We start from the raw sequence: 20,135 nt of genomic DNA on the forward strand, positions 1-20,135 counted from the left end.
AGCGTCTAATATTTTAGCATTTGATACCGCTACTGTCAAGTGGCTTCGGTTCCTTCCCTTGAGACGGCACCCAGCCGCACGACTTATTTATCTTAACACCCTATCTTAGTGTTGTCAACGATTTTTTTACTCATTGTCTGTAGATAGAGTTTGAAAAAGATCTAATTGTTCTTGTGCTGGCAGTTGCCCAAGGCAGCCGGTAATCTGAAGTACCTTGACCAATGGACGGGCCAATCGTCCCCGAACACGCAGGTCTTCTTGAGAGGAAAACGGACGTTCGGTCCGGGCGGCTACAATGTTCTCTGCCGCTGTTCTCCCCAACCCCGGGGCACTCATGAGCGGTGGCAGCAATCCTTGGTCTGAAATCAGAAATCTGGTGGGATGTGAACAGGCGATATCAAGAGGTAGAAAGTCTAAGCCTCGAGCAAACATCTCCCGCACCACTTCCAGTACGGTAAGCAAGCTCTTCTCCTTGGCCGAAGCGTTATTGCCTTTCGCCTCTAGCTCCGCGATTTGGGCTCGCACTTGTTCCGGCCCTTTTAATGCCAACTCTAAATCGAAATCGTCTAAGCGCACAGAAAAGTAACTGGCATAAAAAGCTGCCGGAAAATGAACCTTATAGTAACCGATGCGAACAGCCATCATCACATATGCTACAGCATGAGCTTTAGGAAACATGTACTTAATCTTGCCACAAGAGTCTATATACCATTCAGGCAAGCCTTTTTCTCTCATCAACATTTCCATTTCCGGACTGAGCCCCTTGCCTTTGCGCACACTTTCCATGATCCTGAAGGCCCAGGCCGGCTCAAGACCTTTTTGCATGAGAAATAGCATAATATCGTCGCGGGTGCAGATAACTTCGGACAACTTAGCTTCTCCACTCTGAATGAGTTCCTGGGCGTTGTTTAGCCAAACATCAGTCCCGTGCGATAAACCGGAAATTCGTACCAGTTCACTAAATGTTTTCGGTCTTGTTGCCAGTAACATTTGCCGTACGAAGCGGGTGCCGAACTCCGGCAGGCCCAATGAGCCTATTTCAGATCCAATATCTTCCGGCGTTACTCCTAAGGAGGTGACACCAGAAAAAAGTCTCATCGTCTTAGCATCATCTAAAGGGATTGATTGCGGGCTGACGCCAGTCATTTCCTCCAGCATTTTAAGCATGGTAGGATCATCATGCCCGAGTAAATCTAATTTTAACAGCCGATCGCTAATAGAATTGTAGTCAAAGTGAGTAGTGCGCACATCACTCTTTGTGTCAGCGGGATATTGAACCGGGGAAAAGTCCAAGACATCCTGGCCGGCCGGAACAATCATTAGCCCTCCCGGATGTTGGCCTGTGGTACGTCGTATCCCACACAGCCCTGCCACCAAGCGATCGATTTGGGCTCGGCGCGGTCTCAGCCCATGTGAATCAGCATAAGCCTTGACGAAGCCATAGGCTGTCCGTTCAGCGATAGTAGAAATGGTGCCGGCACGAAATACTCTGTCCGGTCCGAATAGCTCTTCGGTATAACGATGAATTTTGGCCTGATATTCTCCGGAAAAGTTGAGATCAATATCCGGCACCTTATCGCCCTTAAACCCCAGAAAAGTCTCAAACGGAATGTCTTGTCCATCTGTTTCCAAAGCAGTAGCGCAGCGGGGGCAATCTTTGGCTTGAAGATCGTAGCCTGAGCCAATGCTACCGTCAGTGAGAAACTCGCTGTAGCAACACTTGGGACAACGATAATGAGGCGGAAGTGGGTTTACTTCGGTTATTCCACACAAAGTAGCTACCAGTGAAGATCCTACCGAGCCTCGCGACCCTACTAAATAGCCATCTTCCAATGACTTCTTCACCAAACGGTGCGCTATCAAATAAATTACCGCATAACCATTGGCAACAATTGAATTCAGTTCTTTCTCTAGCCGTTGGGCCACCAAGTTGGGCAAAGGCGTTCCGTACAGTTGGGCAGCCCGCTCTCTAGCCATTTGCTCAATCTGAGCTTCAGCACCCGGAATGGAAGGTACCGACAAATTGGCCGGCACCGGCTGTACGTTGTCGATGACGGCGGCAATGGCTGCCGGGGCTTCAACCACCAAGCGATAAGCCGTTTCCTGACCAAGATAATCAAACTCTTCTAGCATCTCGGTGGTACTTTTGAAATACAACGGAGGCTGAAAATCGGCATCACTGTAGTTTTGACCCGATAGGAGGACACGTCTGAGCACTTCGTCGTTAGGATTAAGAAAATGAACGTCACCTGTGGCCACTACCGGCTTGCCTAATTGCTCCCCAAGATCTACTAGGTGTTTGTTCAGTTCTAACAATTCTTTCTCTGTGAGGCGGCCTTCTCGGATTAGAAAAGCATTGTTTTCCCGCGGTTGGATTTCAAGAAAATCATAGAAAGCCGCCCGCCGGTTAAGCTCCTCTCCCGGAGCATTAAGCAGCATGGCCTGGAATAGTTCTCCGGCTTCACAGGCCGATCCAAAAAGCAGGCCCTCACGATGTTTGAGCAGCACCGAGCGCGGAAGCCGGGGAACACGGTGGAAATACTCAAGATGCGATAGTGTAACCAAACGATAAAGATTCTTAAGCCCGGCCTGATTCTTAACTAATATGATAATGTGATATACCGGTGTTTGCTCATGCAAAGGATCAATTCCATCGTCTACCAGATATCCTTCCAGGCCGTAAATTACCTTAATACCGTAGCGGCACCCCAGTTCATAGGCTTCCGGAAACGCTTGTACCGAACCATGATCAGTAATGGCCACCGCCTGATGTCCCCATTGTGCTGCCAGTTCGAACAAATCCTCTAACCGTGTAGTGGCATCCAGTGAGCTCATCTGGGTATGTAGGTGTAGTTCAACTCGTTTCTGTTCTGCCCTGTCCCGACGTAATTTCGGTTCAATTACTTCGATTGACCGGGCCCAAACAAGCTCTTCCCCGCTAAAACGATCAAAGGTTAACTCTCCAGCCACCCGAAGCCATGTGCCTGGACTGACATCCAACGCCCTTTGCTCTTCTTCTCTCTTACGCACTAAGGTTTTCACTGTAACAGCGTCGTCTTCATCGGCCAGATCAAAAGTAACCAGGGTCTTACCTTTCTTGGTTTTGTGTATGTTCCACTTAGTTGCATATCCTTCTATTATTACACTGCTGCCCAAGTCCTCTAACGACGAAATGGGTTGAGCCACGCCGGTGATAGGTTCGCCTACTACTACGTAAGTACCGGGAGATTCTTGATCAGCCTTATTCTCTATCTCGGCTAGGCATTTCTGAAGTTCATAATCCTTGGCAGCTTCAAGTTCTTCTTCAAGATCCAGAGAAAGATCGTCATCCCAATCCACCGTTACATCAATCTGACCGTAGCCGTGTTCGGCCCAAAGGTCCCGAATAATAAGGTCAGCTTGACGCGTTTTCATTAACTGAGTGGCGACTTCGCTCCCTAAAGTAATGGTGAGCATCTCATAACCATACTCCCAAGTTGCCGTCTCTAGCCAAGATCCCATGAAGGGAAACTTCGCCCTGACTGTCTTCACGGTAACCATCCATAAATCGGCCGGGGATATCCGCTTAGTCCTCTGCCCTAACTGATTTAGAGTCACTATGGGTTTTGTGTTGGTACAAGCACGAATGCTGTTCTTAATAGTCTCAATGGCCGTCAATGGTAACAATGTCGAACCTTCCACCACAAGGTTCCACTGACTGCCGTCAATTGAAACCTCTACTTGCTTAAGCTGGGTCTTGCTCAGTAAAGCTTCTGTCTCCGGTGGCAGCTGAAATCTGCTAATTGCACGTCCCCATGACTCAATGGCTTTGGCTTCAACGCTCATCACTAGTCACTCCATATACACCTTTTACCTGCGTTAGTTGGGCTAGAACCCGCTCTAAAGACACCCCCGACGGTAACTTCAATGAAAGCCATACTGTTAGCCGTCCTTCGATAGTCCCTTCCTCCATCTGAACACCTTTGATGCTTACGGCCAGTTGCCCTAAGCACTGGCAAACTTGACCCAGTCGTCCCGGCCGATCCTCTAAGTCTAAGCGCACAACCCGCTGTTCTGGTCGAATAAAAGGGGCGAAATGCTCTAACCGTGACAGTGGGCCGAGAGCAACCATCGCCAGCACAACAGTAAAGCCGGCTCCAAGAAAGTAGCCAGCCCCGCAAGCCAAACCAATAGTTGCTACCACCCATAAACTGGCAGCTGTGGTGAGCCCGCGAACAGTAAAGCCCTCTCGTAATATACTCCCGGCCCCAAGAAACCCTACCCCGCTAACCACCTGCGCTCCTAGTCGGGCCGGGTCCGCTCCCGGTATGGCTTGTGACAACGCCATGACTAGGGCGGATCCAATACATACCAGCGTATGGGTACGAAAACCAGCTGGACGATGGGCACTTTCGCGCTCCAGTCCTACTGCTGCCCCTAATACAAAGGCTGTCCCTAATCGAATGATTAGAGTCAATTCTGCGCTCATCACATCACTTCCGACTCCGTGGCAGCTTCAGGCTAGATATTATCTCATGATACATCTTCAGACGGGCCCCGAAGCCTTTGGCTAATCCTAGCTTCTCTTCTTTCATCACATGGGTGACATCATGCCAGGGTACACGTACCACAGCAATATCTTGCTCGTGCACATATTGAGTTAATGCCACTTCAACACCGAAGCGGCTAACATCCAATTCCGGAATACTTTCCAGCAAATTACGCCTTACGGCTCGCTGGCCGGAAAGAAAAGGTGCTATCTTCTGAGCTAAATCAGTAGCCAACCGTCCCTGGGCAAATACAGCCACAGCCATCGGGGCACTGTCTGTCAACACCGGTTGTAACAGGCTCTCCACATGCTCCGGCTGTAAACCCACCAAATCAGCATCCAGCAGCACCAATACCCCCGCTGTAGTGGTCTGAACCCCGGCCAGCAGTGCCGCCCCCTTGCCCTGATTGGATGCAAGCTCTAATACCTTAACCTTAGGTCCCACTTTTCTGGCCACATCAGCCGTGTCATCGGTGGAACCATCGCTGACTACAATAACTTCTGCTATTTCGTCCACGGCACAAACGGCAGACAGCACATCCCCGATGCGTTCTGCTTCATTGTATGCCGGAATAACGGCTGCTACACGCTCCATACCTACAACCTCCGGTTACTGTTGTCGCTGTTGTTGCCGGGCCCTAAGTTCTGCCTGCACTCTAGCAACAACCTCTGCCCTATCAACCAACCAAACAGCGCCATCGGCTCTTAGCCGTATCTCGATCTTCTCGTCCTTCAGTGACCGTGGTCCTACAGTAATACGCAGCGGAAACCCCATCAGGTCGGCATCTTTGAATTTTACTCCGGCCCGTTCATCACGGTCATCAATAACCGCTTCGACACCCGCTGCCGTGAGCTGGACGTACAATTCCTCAGCTAACAGCCGCTGCTTATCGTTATTGTAATTAACCGGCACAATAGACACGTGGTAGGGCGCAATGGGCACGGGCCAAATAATGCCGTCCCGGTCATGACACTGCTCTACCGCAGCCGCCATGGTACGAGGAATACCTATGCCGTAAGACCCCATAACAATATGTCTGCTCTGACCGTTTTCATCTAAGTAGGTGGCCTTTAGAGCCGAGCTGTATTTTGTTCCCAGATTGAAAATGTGCCCTACTTCAATTCCTCGGGTGGTCTTGAGAGCCGCATGACAGTGGGGGCAGGGATCGCCGGCACTTACGTTCTTGAGATCCAACACCCGGCTAGCCGTCCAGTCACGGCCGTAATTGGCATTAACTAGGTGGGCATCAGCCTCGTTCGCTCCCACTACGGCATTGACAATCACTGTTACTTCCGGGTCGGCTAATATCGGCACGCTCTGTAACCCAACTGGACCCGCAAAGCCTACAGGCGCACCGGTTACTCGCTCTACTGTAACCGCATCGGTCAATTCTAGTTCTAAAGCGTCCAAGAAATTCTTCAACTTAATTTCATTAACATCGCGGTCACCGCGAACAGCTACCGCTACCAACTGTTCGTGATCGCGGTAAACTACCCGGTAAAGCAGAGTTTTGACCAACTTGGTGGCCGGCACGCCCAAGAAATCAGTGACTTCCTCGATACTGTGTTTAGCCGGCGTATGTGTTCTCTGCATGGTTAGTTGATCTTCCCCGGTGCAAACGGCTGTAATTGGAGCCGAAATAGCCCGCTCTAAATTGGCCGCATAATTACAGTTCGCACAGTAGACAATAACGCTTTCCCCGGTGTCGGCTAAGACCATAAACTCATGAGAACCGGTACCACCGATAGCCCCACTGTCAGCTTCCACCGCCCTAAACCTAAGCCCGCAGCGGGTGAATACACTACTATATGCCTTGTACATAGCTCTGTAACTGGCGGCCAGACCTTCCTGATCTCGGTCAAAGCTGTACAAGTCCTTCATAATAAACTCCCGGCACCGAATAAGTCCTAACCGAGGTCTAATCTCATCACGGAATTTGGTCTGTATTTGATACAACCGTTTGGGCAAGTCCCGCCAGGAATTTATTTCTCCCCGGACCAGAGCAGTAATGATTTCTTCATGGGTCGGTCCGAGACAAAAGTCCCGTTCGTGCCGGTCCTTAAGGCGAAATAGCTCTTTACCGTAAACGTCCCAGCGGCCCGATTCCTGCCATAACTCAGCCGGCTGCAAAGCCGGAAGCAAAACCTCCTGGCCCCCGACCCGATCCATTTCTTCACGTACAATATTTTCAATCTTACGTAACACCCGCCAGGCCAAAGGTAAGTAGCTGTACACACCGGCGGCTGTTTTTCTTATGTAACCTGCGCGCAGCAAATACTGATGGCTGATTACCTCCGCCTCGGCTGGCACTTCCCGTAATGTGGGTGCCAATAGTCTCGACATACGCATGGTCTATAGAACCCCCTAACGTCTAGTTTGTATCTTTCAAGCCTAATTCAGCTCTAATTTCTGCCAACAACGCTGCAGCCATTTGCTCCTCCGGCACTTTCCGGACAATCTTTCCTCGACGGAAAATCAGCCCGGCTCCGCGTCCCCCAGCAACGCCGACATCAGCTTCTGCCGCCTCTCCTGGCCCATTAACAGCGCAACCCATAACAGCAATCTTGAGTGGAACATCAAGGTCGATTACAGCCGCTTCTACTGTCTGGGCCAATTTAGCCACGTCGATCTGGCAGCGGCCACAGGTGGGACAAGAGATAACCACGGGACCACGCTGTCTAAGCCCCAGCGCCTGCAGTATTTCATAGCCAACCCTTACTTCTTCTATTGGACTGCCAGTCAGCGACACCCGAATTGTATCTCCAATACCTTCGTGCAGCAGCACCCCTATGCCAACTGCCGACCGAATGGTCCCTCGCCAAACTGTACCGGCCTCGGTAATTCCCACATGTAACGGATAATCGCACTTGTCGGCTACCAGCCGGTAGGCATCCACGGTCAGAAGCACATCCGAGGCTTTAAGTGACAGTACAATAGCGGTGTGCCCTATGTCTTCCAGCAGCTCTGCTTGCTTCAGTGCACTCTCTACCATGCCAGCAGCACTGATGCCACCATGCCGCTTTAAGAGGCCTTGTTCTAACGACCCGGCATTAACCCCTATGCGTATAGGTATTTGCCGCTCTTTAGCTGCCAAGGCAACTTCACGGACACGATCGGGCCCGCCGATATTGCCAGGATTAAGTCGTAAGCCCGCCACTCCGGCCTTAATAGCCGTGAGAGCGAGTCGATAGTCAAAGTGGATGTCAGCCACCAACGGAACAGTGGTGCCACGGCACAGTGAAATCAGGGCCTGAGCGGCTTCTTGATCCGGAACAGCCACCCGCACTATTTCGCAACCGCCCTCAGCCAATTCGGAAATCTGACTAAGCGTGCGCTTTACGTCCCTGGTATCAGTTTTGGTCATGGACTGAACGCTGATCGGCGCGCCCCCGCCAATTTTTACATCGCCCACCATAATCTGTCGACTGAGGCGGCGCGTTCTTAGCACAGCTTACACCCCCAATCCTAGGCGCTTCAGGTCTTGGTACGTTGCCAAAACTAGAAGTGCCAGCAGCAGAAGCACTCCGATTAGCTTGAAGGCTCCTTCCTGCTCCGGACCCAACCCCTTACCCCTAATACCTTCCCACGCTATCAGCACTAATTGTCCTCCATCCAATAGAGGAATGGGGAACAAGTTAAACAACCCTAAATTAACACTGAGTATAGCGGCTAGCGTCAGTAAATTGATAAATCCGGTCCGGGCAACTTCGCCTACCACCTGTACAATGCCAACCGGGCCGGCCACGTCGGTAGGCTGTCGTTGGATTACCATCTCTACCACTCGAGAAATAATGAAGATCGTAGTGCCCAAAGTCTGGCGCGCTCCATAGTACAAGGAAGCCAGGGGACGATGGGCTTTCATTGCCCTTTGAATTCCAATAACTCCACGGTCACCTTCTGGTGTACGTTCCGGCGTAAGCTCGATGCTAATGTTCCTGGTATTACGGGTCAACATTATCTTAGTTTCCCGTTCGGCTCGAGGGGCAATCTGTTCAATCATTTCCTCCCATGTCTTCACCTTTACATCTTCAATGGCCATAATCTTGTCTCCGGGCTTGATCCCAGCATTATCAGCCGGGCTGCCGGGTATTACAGCTCCCACTTCTGCTCCTGGAGTTGGCACCCCAACCAAGAAAAAGATAATTGCAAAGAGCAGTACGGCCAAAATAAAATTCATCAAGGGGCCGGCTCCAATCACCAACAACCGCTTGCCCGGTGGCTGCCGCCGGAATGAGCGCTCGTTGTCAACACCTAAATCGTCATCCTCACCTAACATTTTGACGAAACCTCCCAGAGGAAACAAGCGGACAGAGTAAACCGTTTCCCCTAAGCTACGACCCCAAAGCTTCGGGCCAAAGCCGACGCCGAATTCTTCCACTAGCACCCCTGCTCTTTTGGCCATGACAAAATGACCTAGCTCGTGAAAAATCGTCAGTAGCCCAAAAACGAATACAAACGCTAGCGCCGTACTCAAACGAAATTCACTCCTTAGCCATTACGTATCTTGCTTTGTCCCGCGCCCAGGCATCAACGGCCAGTACACTATCCAGTGTTGGCTCAGGTTGAGTCTGATGCGCCGCTATGACTTGCTCCACCACTGATGGTATCTGGGCAAAAGGGAGGCGCCCACTCAGAAACTCTGCCACCGCAACTTCGTTAGCTGCATTCAGGGCTGTTGGCGCCGTCCCGCCTATCTTCCCCGCCTGCTGGGCCAATCTCAGGCAAGGAAAACGCTCGTTATCAGGCTCCTCAAACGTCAACTTTCTCCCAGCCAGAGACAGGCGCGGCCAAGTAGCTCCCAGGCGCCGCGGATAGGTGAGAGCCAACTGAATGGGAAGCCGCATGTCGGGCAACCCCAGCTGACCAATAACAGCCCCGTCAGCAAACTCAACCAGTGAATGCACAATACTTTCCGGATGAACAAGCACCTTGATCTTCTCCAGGGGTAGACCAAACAGCCATCCGGCCTCCAGGATCTCCAAGCCTTTATTCATCAGCGTAGCCGAATCAACAGTAATTTTAGCTCCCATACTCCAATTAGGATGATTAAGAGCTTCCTGTACCGTAACTTGAGCCAGTTCAGCTTTTGAACGGGTACGAAAGGGTCCTCCAGAAGCAGTTAGGATCAGAGTCTGCACTTCTTCCTTGCTGCCGGCTTGCAAACACTGCCATATAGCCGAATGCTCACTGTCTACCGGCAAAATCTCCGCTCCGCTTATCTCCCTCTCCTGCTGAACGATATAACCTGCTGTAACCAGCGTCTCTTTGTTGGCCAAGGCAACGCGTTTCCCTGCTCGCACAGCGGCCAAGGTAGGTTTTAAGCCGGCAATCCCAACAATAGCAGCCAGTATCGTCTTGCTTTCAGTCCCGGCGGCTACGTAGGTTAGCCCCTCTTCCCCGGCTAGTACCCTAATACCCGTTCCAAATAGAAGTCGCTTGAGCTCAGTATAACGCTCTTTAGCAGCAATAGCGACCACTTTGGGGCAAAACTTGATGGCCTGCGCTGCCAGCAGCTCTACATTTCTTCCAGCAGTTAAAGCAGTAACCTTGATTTCCTCTGCCAAAGCTTCTGCCACCTGCAAAGCCTGGGTACCGATAGAGCCGGTAGAACCTAGAATTCCCAAGGTAATCACATGGTTCACCTACATTTGATTAAATTACTGAAAAACTCCAACCGGAGCAGGGACCTAAATAAAATCAGAATAAATGGCCCCACAATGATTCCGGTAGAACCAAAAAGCTTAACACCTACATAAAGAGATACTAACACTGCCAGTGGGTGCAAGCCTGTGTGGGATCCAATAATCTTAATCTGAAGTAATTGCCGAATGATGATCATGGCTAAATAGATCGACAACAGCCCTATAGCCACAGCCGGATCACCCCCGACCAAAGCTAACCCGGCCCAAGGAATGAAGACTAAGCCGGGACCCAAAACAGGAATAATATCCAGCAAACCGCTAATAAGCCCAATAAATATTGGATGGGGAATCCCCAGCAACCACAACCCTGCCATAGCTACCAGTGTGGTTATTGTAACCAGTATCAGTTGAGCCCAAACCAGCCCTACCAGACTAGCCAGCACATCTTGCATCAGCGTCTGAAAATGCTGTGCACCCTTAGGAGGTAACGTGCGCCGAACAAAATCCCCCAGTTTATCTCGATCTTTACTGACGAAATACGCTGCAATAAAACTAAGCACCAGGTTGAGGATCAAGTTGGGCAATGCTCCCAGGGATCCTAGCAACTTACCGAGCATATTGCCAACAAGACCGTACAAACGTAAAACCCCTTCCTCTACCGCCTGTAATAGAGGACCGGGTAAATGGCCATAGAAGGCTTCGGTCTGCGCTGCCCATTCTTGAAGCATTTTGATCATAGAATTGCTGTACACAGGGAGGCGGTAAGTTATTTCCTTTACATCCACAGCCACACTGGCCGAAAGCAGCACCACCACCAAAACAGTGACTGCAACTGCGCTGATTATCGTAATTCCGGTAGCCAAAGGGCGAGGGATTCGCGCTCTAACCTGCAGCAGGTTCACAACCGGCTCCAACATTAGAGCTAGGAAGGCTCCAAAAGCAAAGGGCAGAACCAGTGGCAACAGGTAACGCAAACCTAAGTACAAAATACCGAGGACAAGTGCGGCCCCTATTAAGTACAAGAGCTGCCGGTCCATATGTTTATCCCCCTCTAGCGCCACCCGCTCAAAACAAAGTAAACAGTCGGCGCAACCAACAGTAACGCATCGAATCGATCCAAAATACCACCATGTCCGGGCAAAATATTGCCGGCATCCTTTACTTTAGCCAGACGTTTCAGCGCTGATTCAACCAAGTCTCCCACCATAGCTGCGATCCCTACTGCCGCCCCCATGACAGTTGCCACCGTTAGACTAAGGCCCACATATGATGCCGCCCAAATTGAAACAGCCACACTACCACCCAATCCTGCTAATGCACCGGCCCAAGTCTTATGAGGGCTTATTCTGGGTGCCAGCCGCTGGTGTCCCAGTCGCGAACCGATCAGAAAGGCTGCGCTGTCGACAGTCCAGGTCAGGACAAAGGTTAGCACAGTAAGCTTTTGTCCCTGTGGCAAAGCTCTAAGTAGCAGCAAATAACTCAAGAGCATCGGAACGTAACAGACTCCAAGCAATGCGGCTCCGGCCTGCTCAAAACTATAATCGGCAAAACCGAACAACACCACACACAATAGCAATACTACCCCGCCGGTAAAAACCAGCCAACTGTGCTGAAGCCCTTGGACGTCAACAGTTATAAGTAGTACCGTACCTAACAGATAGCCACAACATTGCAGCAACAGGGGTACGTGAGTGAGTCGATAATACTCAAACAAACCGGCCATGGCCAAGGCAAGTACCAGCAGAAAAAAAGGCCAGCCCCCTCTGAGCGACAGCAATACGATGGCCGGAACTCCTACCGCAGCTGTAACAATGCGACTAACCACCTTAATCATCCTTTATCTACAATTGCGCCAAAACGCCGTTCGCGCTGTCGGTAATCGGACAAGGCAACCGTAAGATCCTCTTCCGAAAAATCCGGCCACAGCACTGGCGTAAAATATAGTTCTGTATAGGCTAATTGCCACAGGAGAAAATTACTCAGACGATTTTCTCCACTGGTACGGATGAGCAAGTCAGGATCCGGTAAACCCTGAGTAAAGAGATGGGCTTCAAAGTCAGCTGCTTTTAAATCTGCAGCTCTAAGCTTGCCCACCTCTACCTTGGCCGCCAGTTTCTGCACAGCCTGCAATATTTCCCTGCGTCCTCCGTAGTTCAAAGCGATGTTGAGGTGTAAACGAGACCCAGCGGCCGTCTCTTTCTCACAGCGACTAACAACTCTCGCCGCTGTAGCCGGAAGTCCTTCCCGCTCGCCCAAAAAGCACACCCGCACTCCTTGCTCAATCAACTCAGCTGTTTCTTGTTCTACGTATTCTTGAAGTAAGGCAAAAAGTCCTTCAACTTCAAAACGGGGCCGACGCCAATTCTCGGTAGAAAAAGCAAACAGAGTCAAGTATTCTATGCCGTGTTTCGGTGCCCATCTTACCAAGCGTCGAACCGCTTCCAACCCGGCTCGATGCCCATAAAGCCGAGGCCAACCGCGTTTTTGGGCCCAGCGGCCGTTTCCATCCATAATTATGGCCACATGCTTAGGATTAGCATTGCTGGAACTTACTTGATCTTCTTGACCCCTAGCGGTCACCCGCATCCCTCCCTCCTACAAGGCAAACGCCCCCTCTACTTAGGGGGCACCATGCCTACCGGCTCGGTCCGAACTTTAGCTGCCACCAATTCCACAACTCCCCGGGCAGCCTTTGCTCGGACAACACGTAGTTCAGAACCCACCGGCAGGTGGCCGGGTAAAGAGACCTCTCTAACAATAACTCTTAACCCCGCTCGCTCAAGCTCGGCCATTGCTTCTGATAGCGGCCAGGCCAGTACGTTAGGTATGGCCTGCTCATCGGTTGTCATATGCTCATAATCTCTTTCTCTTTGGCCTGAGCCACGTTGTCGATCTCGCTCACAAATTTATCAGTAAGTTTCTGTACTTCTTCTTGACGACGCTTGTTTTCGTCTTCCGATATGGACTTCTCTCTCTCTAGCCGCTTGAGTTCATCGTTGGCTTCACGACGAATATTACGAATAGCAATCTTCGCCTCTTCGGCTTTTTTTCTAGCCACTTTAGAAAGATCGCGGCGCCGTTCCTCGGTAAGGCTTGGAATAGGTAACCGAATTACTGTCCCATCCGAAGACGGGTTCAAGCCTAAATCGGATTTTAAAATGGCCTTCTCGATAGTCTTAATCAGAGACCGATCCCAGGGCTGAATAACCAGTAGCTGCGATTCAGGTACAGAGACAGTTGCCACCTGATTAATAGGCATGGGACTGCCATAATAGTCCACCATGACTCGCTCCAGTAGTGCTGGAGTAGCTCTCCCGGTGCGCATAAGAGACAATTCTTTGCGAAAAGCATCGAGGCTTTTCTTCATTTTTCCCTCGGCTTCACTCTCGATCTGACTCAGTGACATCAAACTCCCTCCCTATAGTGGTACCAATGCACTCCCCCATTACTGCCCGCTTTATGTTACCTGAGGTGGAAATGCCGAACACCAAAAGCGGTATGTTGTTGTCCATACAGAGTGAAGCTGCCGTAGAATCCATAACTCCCAAGCCTTGGTTTAGTACGTCGATGTAGCTTAGTTCAGTAAACTTTTTTGCCGCCGGATTTTTCAAAGGATCAGAGTCATAGACACCGTCCACTCGCTTAGCCATGAGAATAACTTCGGCTCCGATTTCCGCCGCTCTAAGTGCGGCGGTGGTGTCAGTGCTAAAATAAGGGCTGCCGGTGCCTCCGGAAAAAATCACTACTCGCCCCTTTTCTAAGTGGCGAATGGCCCGACGGCGAATATATGGCTCGGCCACTGCACGCATCTCAATACTGGTTTGAACGCGAGTGTCAACTCCGATCTTTTCTAGCGCATCCTGAAAAGCCAGAGCGTTGATCACCGTGGCCAACATACCCATGTAATCGGCTGTTGCCCGATCGATACCCATTTCACTGCCAGAAACACCACGCCAGATATTTCCACCGCCTACTACAATGCCCACTTCTACTCCGAGCTTGTAAATCTCCTTGACTTCTTGAGCCACGCTCTTGACCACCTGGTGGTCAAGTCCGAAACCTTTCTCGCCAGCCAGTGCCTCCCCGCTCAGTTTTACGACAACACGTTTGTACTTTGGCTGCAGCATCTTGTTCGTTCCCCCCGGCTAAAAAATGTACTCGGGCAGGAAAAGTCACTCCAGCATCTCACCCAAACGAAAGCGTACAAAGCGACGGATAATCATGTTCTCGCCAATCCGAGCCATTTTCTCCTTCAAGAGATCGCCAACTTTCTTGTCGGGATCCTTAATGAACGGTTGTTCCAGTAAACAGGTCTCACTGAAAAATTTGGTTAGTCGCCCTTCAACAATCCTGTCTACCACTTTTTCCGGCTTGCCTTCGTTGAGGGCTTGTACACGAAGGATTTCCTTTTCCTTGGCCAGAACTTCTGCCGGAACATCTTCTTTAGCCAAATAGAGGGGATTGGCAGCTGCCACTTGCATGGCAACGTCTTTTGCAAATTCACGGAACTCATCTGTACGAGCGACAAAATCGGTCTCACAATTTACCTCCACCAGTACCCCCAACTTGCTGCCCAGGTGGATATACGATTCGATAACCCCTTCAGCAGCTGTACGTCCTGCCCGCTTGGATGCCGCTGCCAAGCCTTTCTCCCTTAAATAGTCAATCGCCTTGTCCATGACCCCTCCGGTCTCTTGTAAAGCACGCTTGCAATCCATCATTCCGGCGCCTGTTTTCTTTCTCAATTCCTTGACCATTTCTGCAGAAACCGCCACTTCTCGTACCTCCCTACTAATTAAGAAGGTAAGGGCAGATAGGGGTTTCCCCCTTGGCTTCCCCTACCTTCGCTATCACTGTTCTTCTTCCGTGGTCTGTTCGCCCTGCTTACCTTCGAGCACAGCATCGGCAACTTTGGCTGTTAATAATTTCACCGCGCGAATAGCGTCGTCGTTCCCAGGAATGATGTAGTCTATTTCATCAGGATCACAATTAGTGTCTACAATAGCTACAATCGGAATACCCAGTTTACGAGCTTCCGCCACAGCGATGCGCTCTTTGCGCGGATCTACAACATAAACTGCTCGAGGCAATCCTGGCATATCCTTGATACCACCGAGATACTTATTCAAACGATCTTTTTCTGCTAAGAGTTGCATGACTTCTTTCTTCGGTAAAACGGAAAACATGTCTTCGGCTTCCATTTTTTCCAGTTCTTCCAAGCGATGGATTCGCTTTCTTATGGTTTGCCAGTTGGTGAGCATACCGCCGAGCCAGCGCACATTGACATAGAACATTCCACAGCGCTCAGCCTCCTCCCGAATGGAATCCTGAGCTTGTTTCTTGGTTCCGACAAATAGCACTGAACCGCCTTGTGCTACCAAATTTCGGATGAACTCGTAGGCTTCCTCAATCTTCCGTACGGTTTTCTGTAGGTCAATGATGTAAATGCCGTTTCTTTCGGTGAAGATATACTCTGCCATCTTAGGATTCCAGCGCCGGGTCTGGTGGCCAAAGTGAACTCCAGCCTCCAACAACTGCTTCATGGTTACTACTGCCATCTGTTAACCTCCTTAAGTTCTGCCTCCGCTTCCTTCAACCCCATCCAGAACCGTCCGGCACTCCTGGTCTGGGTCAGAAAGCGTGTGTTTTAACCGGAAGTAGTATACCATAGATTACCGGCCTTAGCAATACAACACTTCAGCAGGCCGGCCTGTGCTTACCTGCAAGAAACGTTGTCAGCCTCATTGGTGTTGTTTAGCTGCCGGTGCAGATTCAATACTAGATTTACCTCACCCTGTCCTACGTCAAGTGCCTGGGCTATTTCCGCACAATTCATTCCTTGCTGGGCCAGAACCATCACTTGATCCCAAACTTTTGGCTTTGCATTTTTCGGCTGTGCTTTTAAATAGGTTATTTCAAGGGGAGCCGACTGAGGTTCTTGCCTGTTCGATAAACCGCTGCCGGCCGATGCCGTCCCGGTGTGGCTATCTTTTGGAATTGCCGCCAGCTCCTCCAACTTACGCCGTTCTGCAATTAGCCGTTCGCAGCTTTTTTCGGCAGCGAATGCAAGTTCTAATAACAACTCATTAACAGCTTGACGAAGCCTCTCCAGTTCCCGGTCCCGAGCTAGGGCCAGCGCCAAACATCCACCCAGACAGCCCGCCGCCAGTGCCGCTAACAATAACAAGAACGTGTACATACTTGCCCTCCTGTTCAGGTGCGAACATCTAATCGTCTCCCGCGCCCCGGTGTAGAATCGTCTGGGGCTAGATTGGTTTTGGTTGCCGAACGTGATCTTTTCTTTGGTGAGCGGCGGTCCTTTTTCTCCCGCAGGTCGGAATCGTCGATCCGATTTTCTTCAGCTTTTGTTGTCTCAGGTACGCTCTGACGCTTGGCTTGAATTTCCTGGTTAAGTTCCAGAACAAAACGCTCTGCTGCCGCCCCTTCGTCCGCAATCTTTTGGATGCGACCCATATGATCGACTTTGGGCATGACTTGTTCCACGCCTTTTACACTCATGTCATGTCACCTGCCCGACTGCACACTTTTTCCCCGGTCGCGAACGTTCGGCCAAATCCAGATCTTCGCTGTAACAAATAAGATATCCCCTTAGCCGGAGCAAAGCCCTGGTATGTAGCTGAGACACCCTGGATTCAGTGACGCCTAGAATCTCCGCAATCTCCTTTATGTTAAGGTCTTCGTAGTAGTAAAGTGACACCACCAGCTGTTCTCTTTCCGGCAAAGCGCCCACTGCTTGAGCCAACAGTTGTCGTCTTTCTTGCTCTTCCAAGGACTGCAGAGGGTCGCCCTGCTCAGCAGCGATCTTCATCCCTAAAGGCACCTGCTCGCCGTCTTCGGTTACCTGCAACGGTGCATCCAACGACAGAAAAGCTGCTTGGTTTATTTGGCGTTCAATTTCGTACAATTCTTTCCGGTCTATACCCAGTTCTGCACTTACTTCCGCTGTGGTGGCTGGCCTCCCCAGACGTCGTTCCAGAGTGCCGTAAGCCTGAGCGATAGCCCGTTCCCGCCGGCGGAGAGAGCGAGGGGCCCAATCTGCTGCTCGGAGACTGTCTAAAATCGCTCCTCTGATCCGGCTAGTGGCAAAAGTCTCGAACTTTACGCCTCGCTCCGGTTCGAACCGTTCGATGGCGGACAGTAAACCAAAAACTCCGCTCCCAACTAGATCATCGTACTCCACGTGGGCCGGCAACATCAACCGGAGCCGACCGGCGACGTGTCTCACCAACGCAGCGTACTGTTCTACCAGTCTTTCCCAGGCAGCGTGGTCCTGGTTGCCTTTATACCTATTCCAAGCTTCCATAATATCCATCGGACCACCTCCTGTCAGTCTGGGGTCAGAATCCTTACAGGCGTCTTTCGCCACGAGCAATAGTCCGCACCAGAAACTCACCCGTTTCTGTATCCAGCTCCACTGTTCGACCCCAGTTCCCGCCGGTATCTTGAGCCAACAACGGAATTCGCTTTTTCTTAAGCCATTCAGTAATTGCTGCCGTATTCCTATCGCCAATGCGCATGGTGTCAGTAGGCCTGTCTAGCTTAAACATCTGAGCTCCACCGGCTAACTTAGCGGTTAGACGCCGATGCAGTGCACCACATTCCAGCATTCTGGTCACCAATAGCGGTAGGGCTGTGTCAGCAAATTTGGCTAGATTCGAGACAAACGGCCCATTTGATTTTGGCAACATGATGTGCGCCAGACCACCCACCTTGGCCTTATCATCATAAAGAGCCACCCCGACACAAGAACCCAGTCCAATGGTAACCAAGACCAGAGGTGAACAGGCCACCGCTAAGTCCGCCATTCCCACCCGCCGTATTTCCTTCACGTAAGGTCCACCCCCAGGGCGGCGAAGATGGCGTTTAAGGCCTTAACCTTAGGTACCAGAAAAAAATAGCTGTTAATATCTTCACCTAGAGCCTGTAATTCGGTTTCTATCAGCAAAACTTGATCCGCAACCTGACCAAATTCTGCCAATACATAATCCAGCACCGCTCCAGCCATATCCACTGCCAGGGCTGGAACCATAGGAACAAAAGTAAGACCGGTAAATGTGCTAAGTGACGTTAGATAAGACCCAGCCAGGATATTGCCAACTTCTTCAAGAGCCGAAGCACCTACTTCGTCGATAGTAGCAGACTGGCCTAGAGGGTAATTGAATAGCATGTCCAGCAAGAGATAGGCCTGCTGCAAAGGAAATACAACCAAAATAGTAGCCGACACATCACTATCTACATTAAGGAGGATCCCGGCCACAGGTTTTTCCGCCCCTCCCAAGCGATCTGCAACTGCATCCAATGGCAACCAAATTACATTCGGAACTTGCATTCTTATTTGCTGATTAAGCAGTGCAGCCAGGGCCGTGGCCGCATTTCCCGCACCGATGTTACCTACTTCTTTTAGAACATCATAGTGCAGTTCTGACCAGTCTTGGCTCACTCCACCACACCTTCCTGTGCTGCTCGTGCAGTTACTTCCTTGGTTGCAGCTACCTCATCCAATCCTAGAATTCGATCCATGTTCAGAAGTATCAGCAGCCTGTCCTTCAGTTTGCCAATGGCTTCAATAAAGCTGGCTTCAATACCAGCCACAAGTGGCGGTGGTGGGGCCAAAGAACTCTTATCTAACGTTATTACTTCCGACACAGCATCTACAGTTATGCCCACGGTGATATCTTGTACGTTAACAATCACAATTCGGCTTTCATCAGTAGCTTCAACCGTACCTAGTTCAAAACGCTTGTGAAGATCGACAACGGGGATAATGTTACCGCGTAAGTTGATGACACCTTCAACATGGTCCGGAGCGTTGGGTACTCTGGTAATTTCCGTCAGTCGCTTGATTTCCTTAACTTGTAGAATGTCTACGCCATATTCTTCTTGACCCAGACTAAACACCACCAATTGTCTTTCCTTGCGCTGCATTGTGGGTCCTCCTTATCCTAGTTTCTTCTCTCTCACCCTGTCTTTACTGGGTTGAGTCTGATGTGCTGCCAGCAAAAGTACTCTGCGGCTGGGGCTAGTGGGCGCCCTTCCGCGGGGCACTATAGGTTGCGTTCAGCCTTTTACAGGATGTTCCAGCCAGGTTGAGTATGCCCGTCGGGTCTAGAATCAAAGCTACTCTGCCGTCGCCTAAAATTGTAGCTCCGCCAATTCCAGGCAGACTACCCAAAAAGCGATCCAAAGACTTGATCACGATCTCACGCTGACCCACTAAATTATCTACAATCAAACCGGCTCGGCTGCTATCACCCCGTACGACCACCACTGACAGCTCCTCAACCGATTCAGTATTTTCCCGGCAGCCAAGAAGTGGCCCCAAGCGGACCAAAGGTACTACTTCGCCCCGCAAAATCATGATTTCCCGCGAACGTATTAGCTTAATGTCTGTTGGTTCTAAGACCTGAATCTCCTCTACAGTTTCTAAAGGCAAAGCAAATATTTCCGCTCCAGTCTCAATCATCAAGGCCTGAATAATGGCTAACGTAAGCGGCAACCGAACACAAAAACACGTTCCCTGATCTTTGGCACTGGTTACTTCTACACTGCCGCCTAGAGAATCAATCTTGTATTGGACCACATCTAACCCAACACCGCGACCCGAGACATCACTTACGCCCTTGGAAGTGGAGAAGCCAGGCAAAAACAGTAGGCGATAGATTTCCTCTACGGTCAGCCGACTGGCCTGGTCAGGGGAAATCAGCTTTTTCTTCTCTGCTCGGTATAGTACCGCCTGCGGATCGATACCTTCGCCGTCATCTTCCACCATAATAGCCACATGATTCCCTTCGTACCCGGCGCTAAGTCGCACCTTCCCAACAGCAGACTTGCCCTTCTGCTGCCGGTTCCCAGGTGCCTCGATCCCATGGTCAATGGCGTTACGCAAAAGATGCACCAGTGGATCGCCGATCTCGTCAATGACACTTCGATCTAGCTCAGTCTC

Annotated in this window: 22 protein-coding genes; all 22 read right to left on the reverse strand. The window is 50.7% G+C overall.

Features of this window, described 5'->3' with window-relative positions:
- Positions 1 to 126: 126 nt before the first annotated feature.
- Positions 127 to 3,540 carry a PolC-type DNA polymerase III gene (locus tag GX016_02205; protein HHT70377.1) on the reverse strand — a complete coding sequence of 1,138 codons (3,414 nt, stop codon included), beginning with the start codon at positions 3,538 to 3,540 and terminating at the stop codon, positions 127 to 129.
- Positions 3,541 to 3,814: 274 nt separating this feature from the next.
- Positions 3,815 to 4,468, reverse strand: coding sequence for an MgtC/SapB family protein (locus GX016_02210; GenBank protein HHT70378.1), 654 nt, complete (start codon positions 4,466 to 4,468; stop codon positions 3,815 to 3,817).
- 4 nt (positions 4,469 to 4,472) lie between these two features.
- Positions 4,473 to 5,123 carry a glycosyltransferase family 2 protein gene (locus GX016_02215; GenBank protein ID HHT70379.1) on the reverse strand — a complete coding sequence of 217 codons (651 nt, stop codon included), beginning with the start codon at positions 5,121 to 5,123 and terminating at the stop codon, positions 4,473 to 4,475.
- 15 nt (positions 5,124 to 5,138) lie between these two features.
- Positions 5,139 to 6,878, reverse strand: a complete 1,740-nt coding sequence (locus GX016_02220; GenBank protein HHT70380.1) for a proline--tRNA ligase — start codon at positions 6,876 to 6,878, stop codon at positions 5,139 to 5,141.
- A 22-nt stretch (positions 6,879 to 6,900) separates the two neighbouring features.
- Positions 6,901 to 7,944, reverse strand: a complete 1,044-nt coding sequence (gene ispG / locus GX016_02225) for a flavodoxin-dependent (E)-4-hydroxy-3-methylbut-2-enyl-diphosphate synthase (GenBank protein ID HHT70381.1) — start codon at positions 7,942 to 7,944, stop codon at positions 6,901 to 6,903.
- A gap of 36 nt (positions 7,945 to 7,980) precedes the next feature.
- A complete protein-coding gene (gene rseP / locus GX016_02230) occupies positions 7,981 to 9,003 on the reverse strand; it encodes an RIP metalloprotease RseP (GenBank protein HHT70382.1) in 1,023 nt (340 codons plus the stop codon).
- A gap of 7 nt (positions 9,004 to 9,010) precedes the next feature.
- Positions 9,011 to 10,162, reverse strand: a complete 1,152-nt coding sequence (locus GX016_02235) for a 1-deoxy-D-xylulose-5-phosphate reductoisomerase (GenBank protein ID HHT70383.1) — start codon at positions 10,160 to 10,162, stop codon at positions 9,011 to 9,013.
- A gap of 5 nt (positions 10,163 to 10,167) precedes the next feature.
- Entirely contained in the window at positions 10,168 to 11,208 is a 1,041-nt protein-coding gene (ytvI, locus tag GX016_02240) for a sporulation integral membrane protein YtvI (protein ID HHT70384.1), read from the reverse strand.
- Positions 11,209 to 11,222: 14 nt separating this feature from the next.
- Positions 11,223 to 11,996 carry a phosphatidate cytidylyltransferase gene (locus tag GX016_02245; protein HHT70385.1) on the reverse strand — a complete coding sequence of 258 codons (774 nt, stop codon included), beginning with the start codon at positions 11,994 to 11,996 and terminating at the stop codon, positions 11,223 to 11,225.
- A 5-nt stretch (positions 11,997 to 12,001) separates the two neighbouring features.
- A complete protein-coding gene (locus GX016_02250) occupies positions 12,002 to 12,757 on the reverse strand; it encodes an isoprenyl transferase (protein HHT70386.1) in 756 nt (251 codons plus the stop codon).
- 29 nt (positions 12,758 to 12,786) lie between these two features.
- Positions 12,787 to 13,020, reverse strand: a complete 234-nt coding sequence (locus GX016_02255; GenBank protein HHT70387.1) for a hypothetical protein — start codon at positions 13,018 to 13,020, stop codon at positions 12,787 to 12,789.
- A complete protein-coding gene (gene frr / locus GX016_02260; protein HHT70388.1) occupies positions 13,017 to 13,577 on the reverse strand; it encodes a ribosome recycling factor in 561 nt (186 codons plus the stop codon). The genes GX016_02255 and frr overlap by 4 nt, the downstream gene beginning before the upstream one ends.
- A complete protein-coding gene (locus tag GX016_02265) occupies positions 13,552 to 14,298 on the reverse strand; it encodes a UMP kinase (protein ID HHT70389.1) in 747 nt (248 codons plus the stop codon). The genes frr and GX016_02265 overlap by 26 nt, the downstream gene beginning before the upstream one ends.
- Before the next feature lie 45 nt (positions 14,299 to 14,343).
- Positions 14,344 to 14,928 (reverse strand): translation elongation factor Ts, encoded by a 585-nt coding sequence (tsf, locus tag GX016_02270; GenBank protein HHT70390.1) that lies wholly within the window; start codon positions 14,926 to 14,928, stop codon positions 14,344 to 14,346.
- A gap of 93 nt (positions 14,929 to 15,021) precedes the next feature.
- Entirely contained in the window at positions 15,022 to 15,729 is a 708-nt protein-coding gene (rpsB, locus tag GX016_02275; protein HHT70391.1) for a 30S ribosomal protein S2, read from the reverse strand.
- Positions 15,730 to 15,887: 158 nt separating this feature from the next.
- Entirely contained in the window at positions 15,888 to 16,370 is a 483-nt protein-coding gene (locus GX016_02280; GenBank protein ID HHT70392.1) for a hypothetical protein, read from the reverse strand.
- A 14-nt stretch (positions 16,371 to 16,384) separates the two neighbouring features.
- A complete protein-coding gene (locus GX016_02285; protein ID HHT70393.1) occupies positions 16,385 to 16,690 on the reverse strand; it encodes a hypothetical protein in 306 nt (101 codons plus the stop codon).
- A gap of 1 nt (position 16,691) precedes the next feature.
- Positions 16,692 to 17,504 carry a FliA/WhiG family RNA polymerase sigma factor gene (locus tag GX016_02290; protein ID HHT70394.1) on the reverse strand — a complete coding sequence of 271 codons (813 nt, stop codon included), beginning with the start codon at positions 17,502 to 17,504 and terminating at the stop codon, positions 16,692 to 16,694.
- 34 nt (positions 17,505 to 17,538) lie between these two features.
- The gene (locus tag GX016_02295; GenBank protein HHT70395.1) at positions 17,539 to 18,021 is read right to left on the reverse strand and encodes a chemotaxis protein CheD; all 483 of its coding nucleotides are present in this window, start codon (positions 18,019 to 18,021) and stop codon (positions 17,539 to 17,541) included.
- A complete protein-coding gene (locus GX016_02300; protein HHT70396.1) occupies positions 18,018 to 18,632 on the reverse strand; it encodes a CheY-P-specific phosphatase CheC in 615 nt (204 codons plus the stop codon). Before GX016_02300 ends, GX016_02295 begins: the two co-directional genes overlap by 4 nt.
- Positions 18,629 to 19,117 (reverse strand): chemotaxis protein CheW, encoded by a 489-nt coding sequence (locus GX016_02305; GenBank protein HHT70397.1) that lies wholly within the window; start codon positions 19,115 to 19,117, stop codon positions 18,629 to 18,631. Before GX016_02305 ends, GX016_02300 begins: the two co-directional genes overlap by 4 nt.
- Positions 19,118 to 19,211: 94 nt before the next feature.
- On the reverse strand, positions 19,212 to 20,135 hold a 924-nt coding region (locus tag GX016_02310; GenBank protein ID HHT70398.1), incomplete at its 5' end, for a chemotaxis protein CheA.

The organism is Bacillota bacterium, assembly GCA_012837285.1.
In the GTDB taxonomy this organism is placed as follows: domain Bacteria; phylum Bacillota; class DTU030; order DUMP01; family DUMP01; genus DUNI01.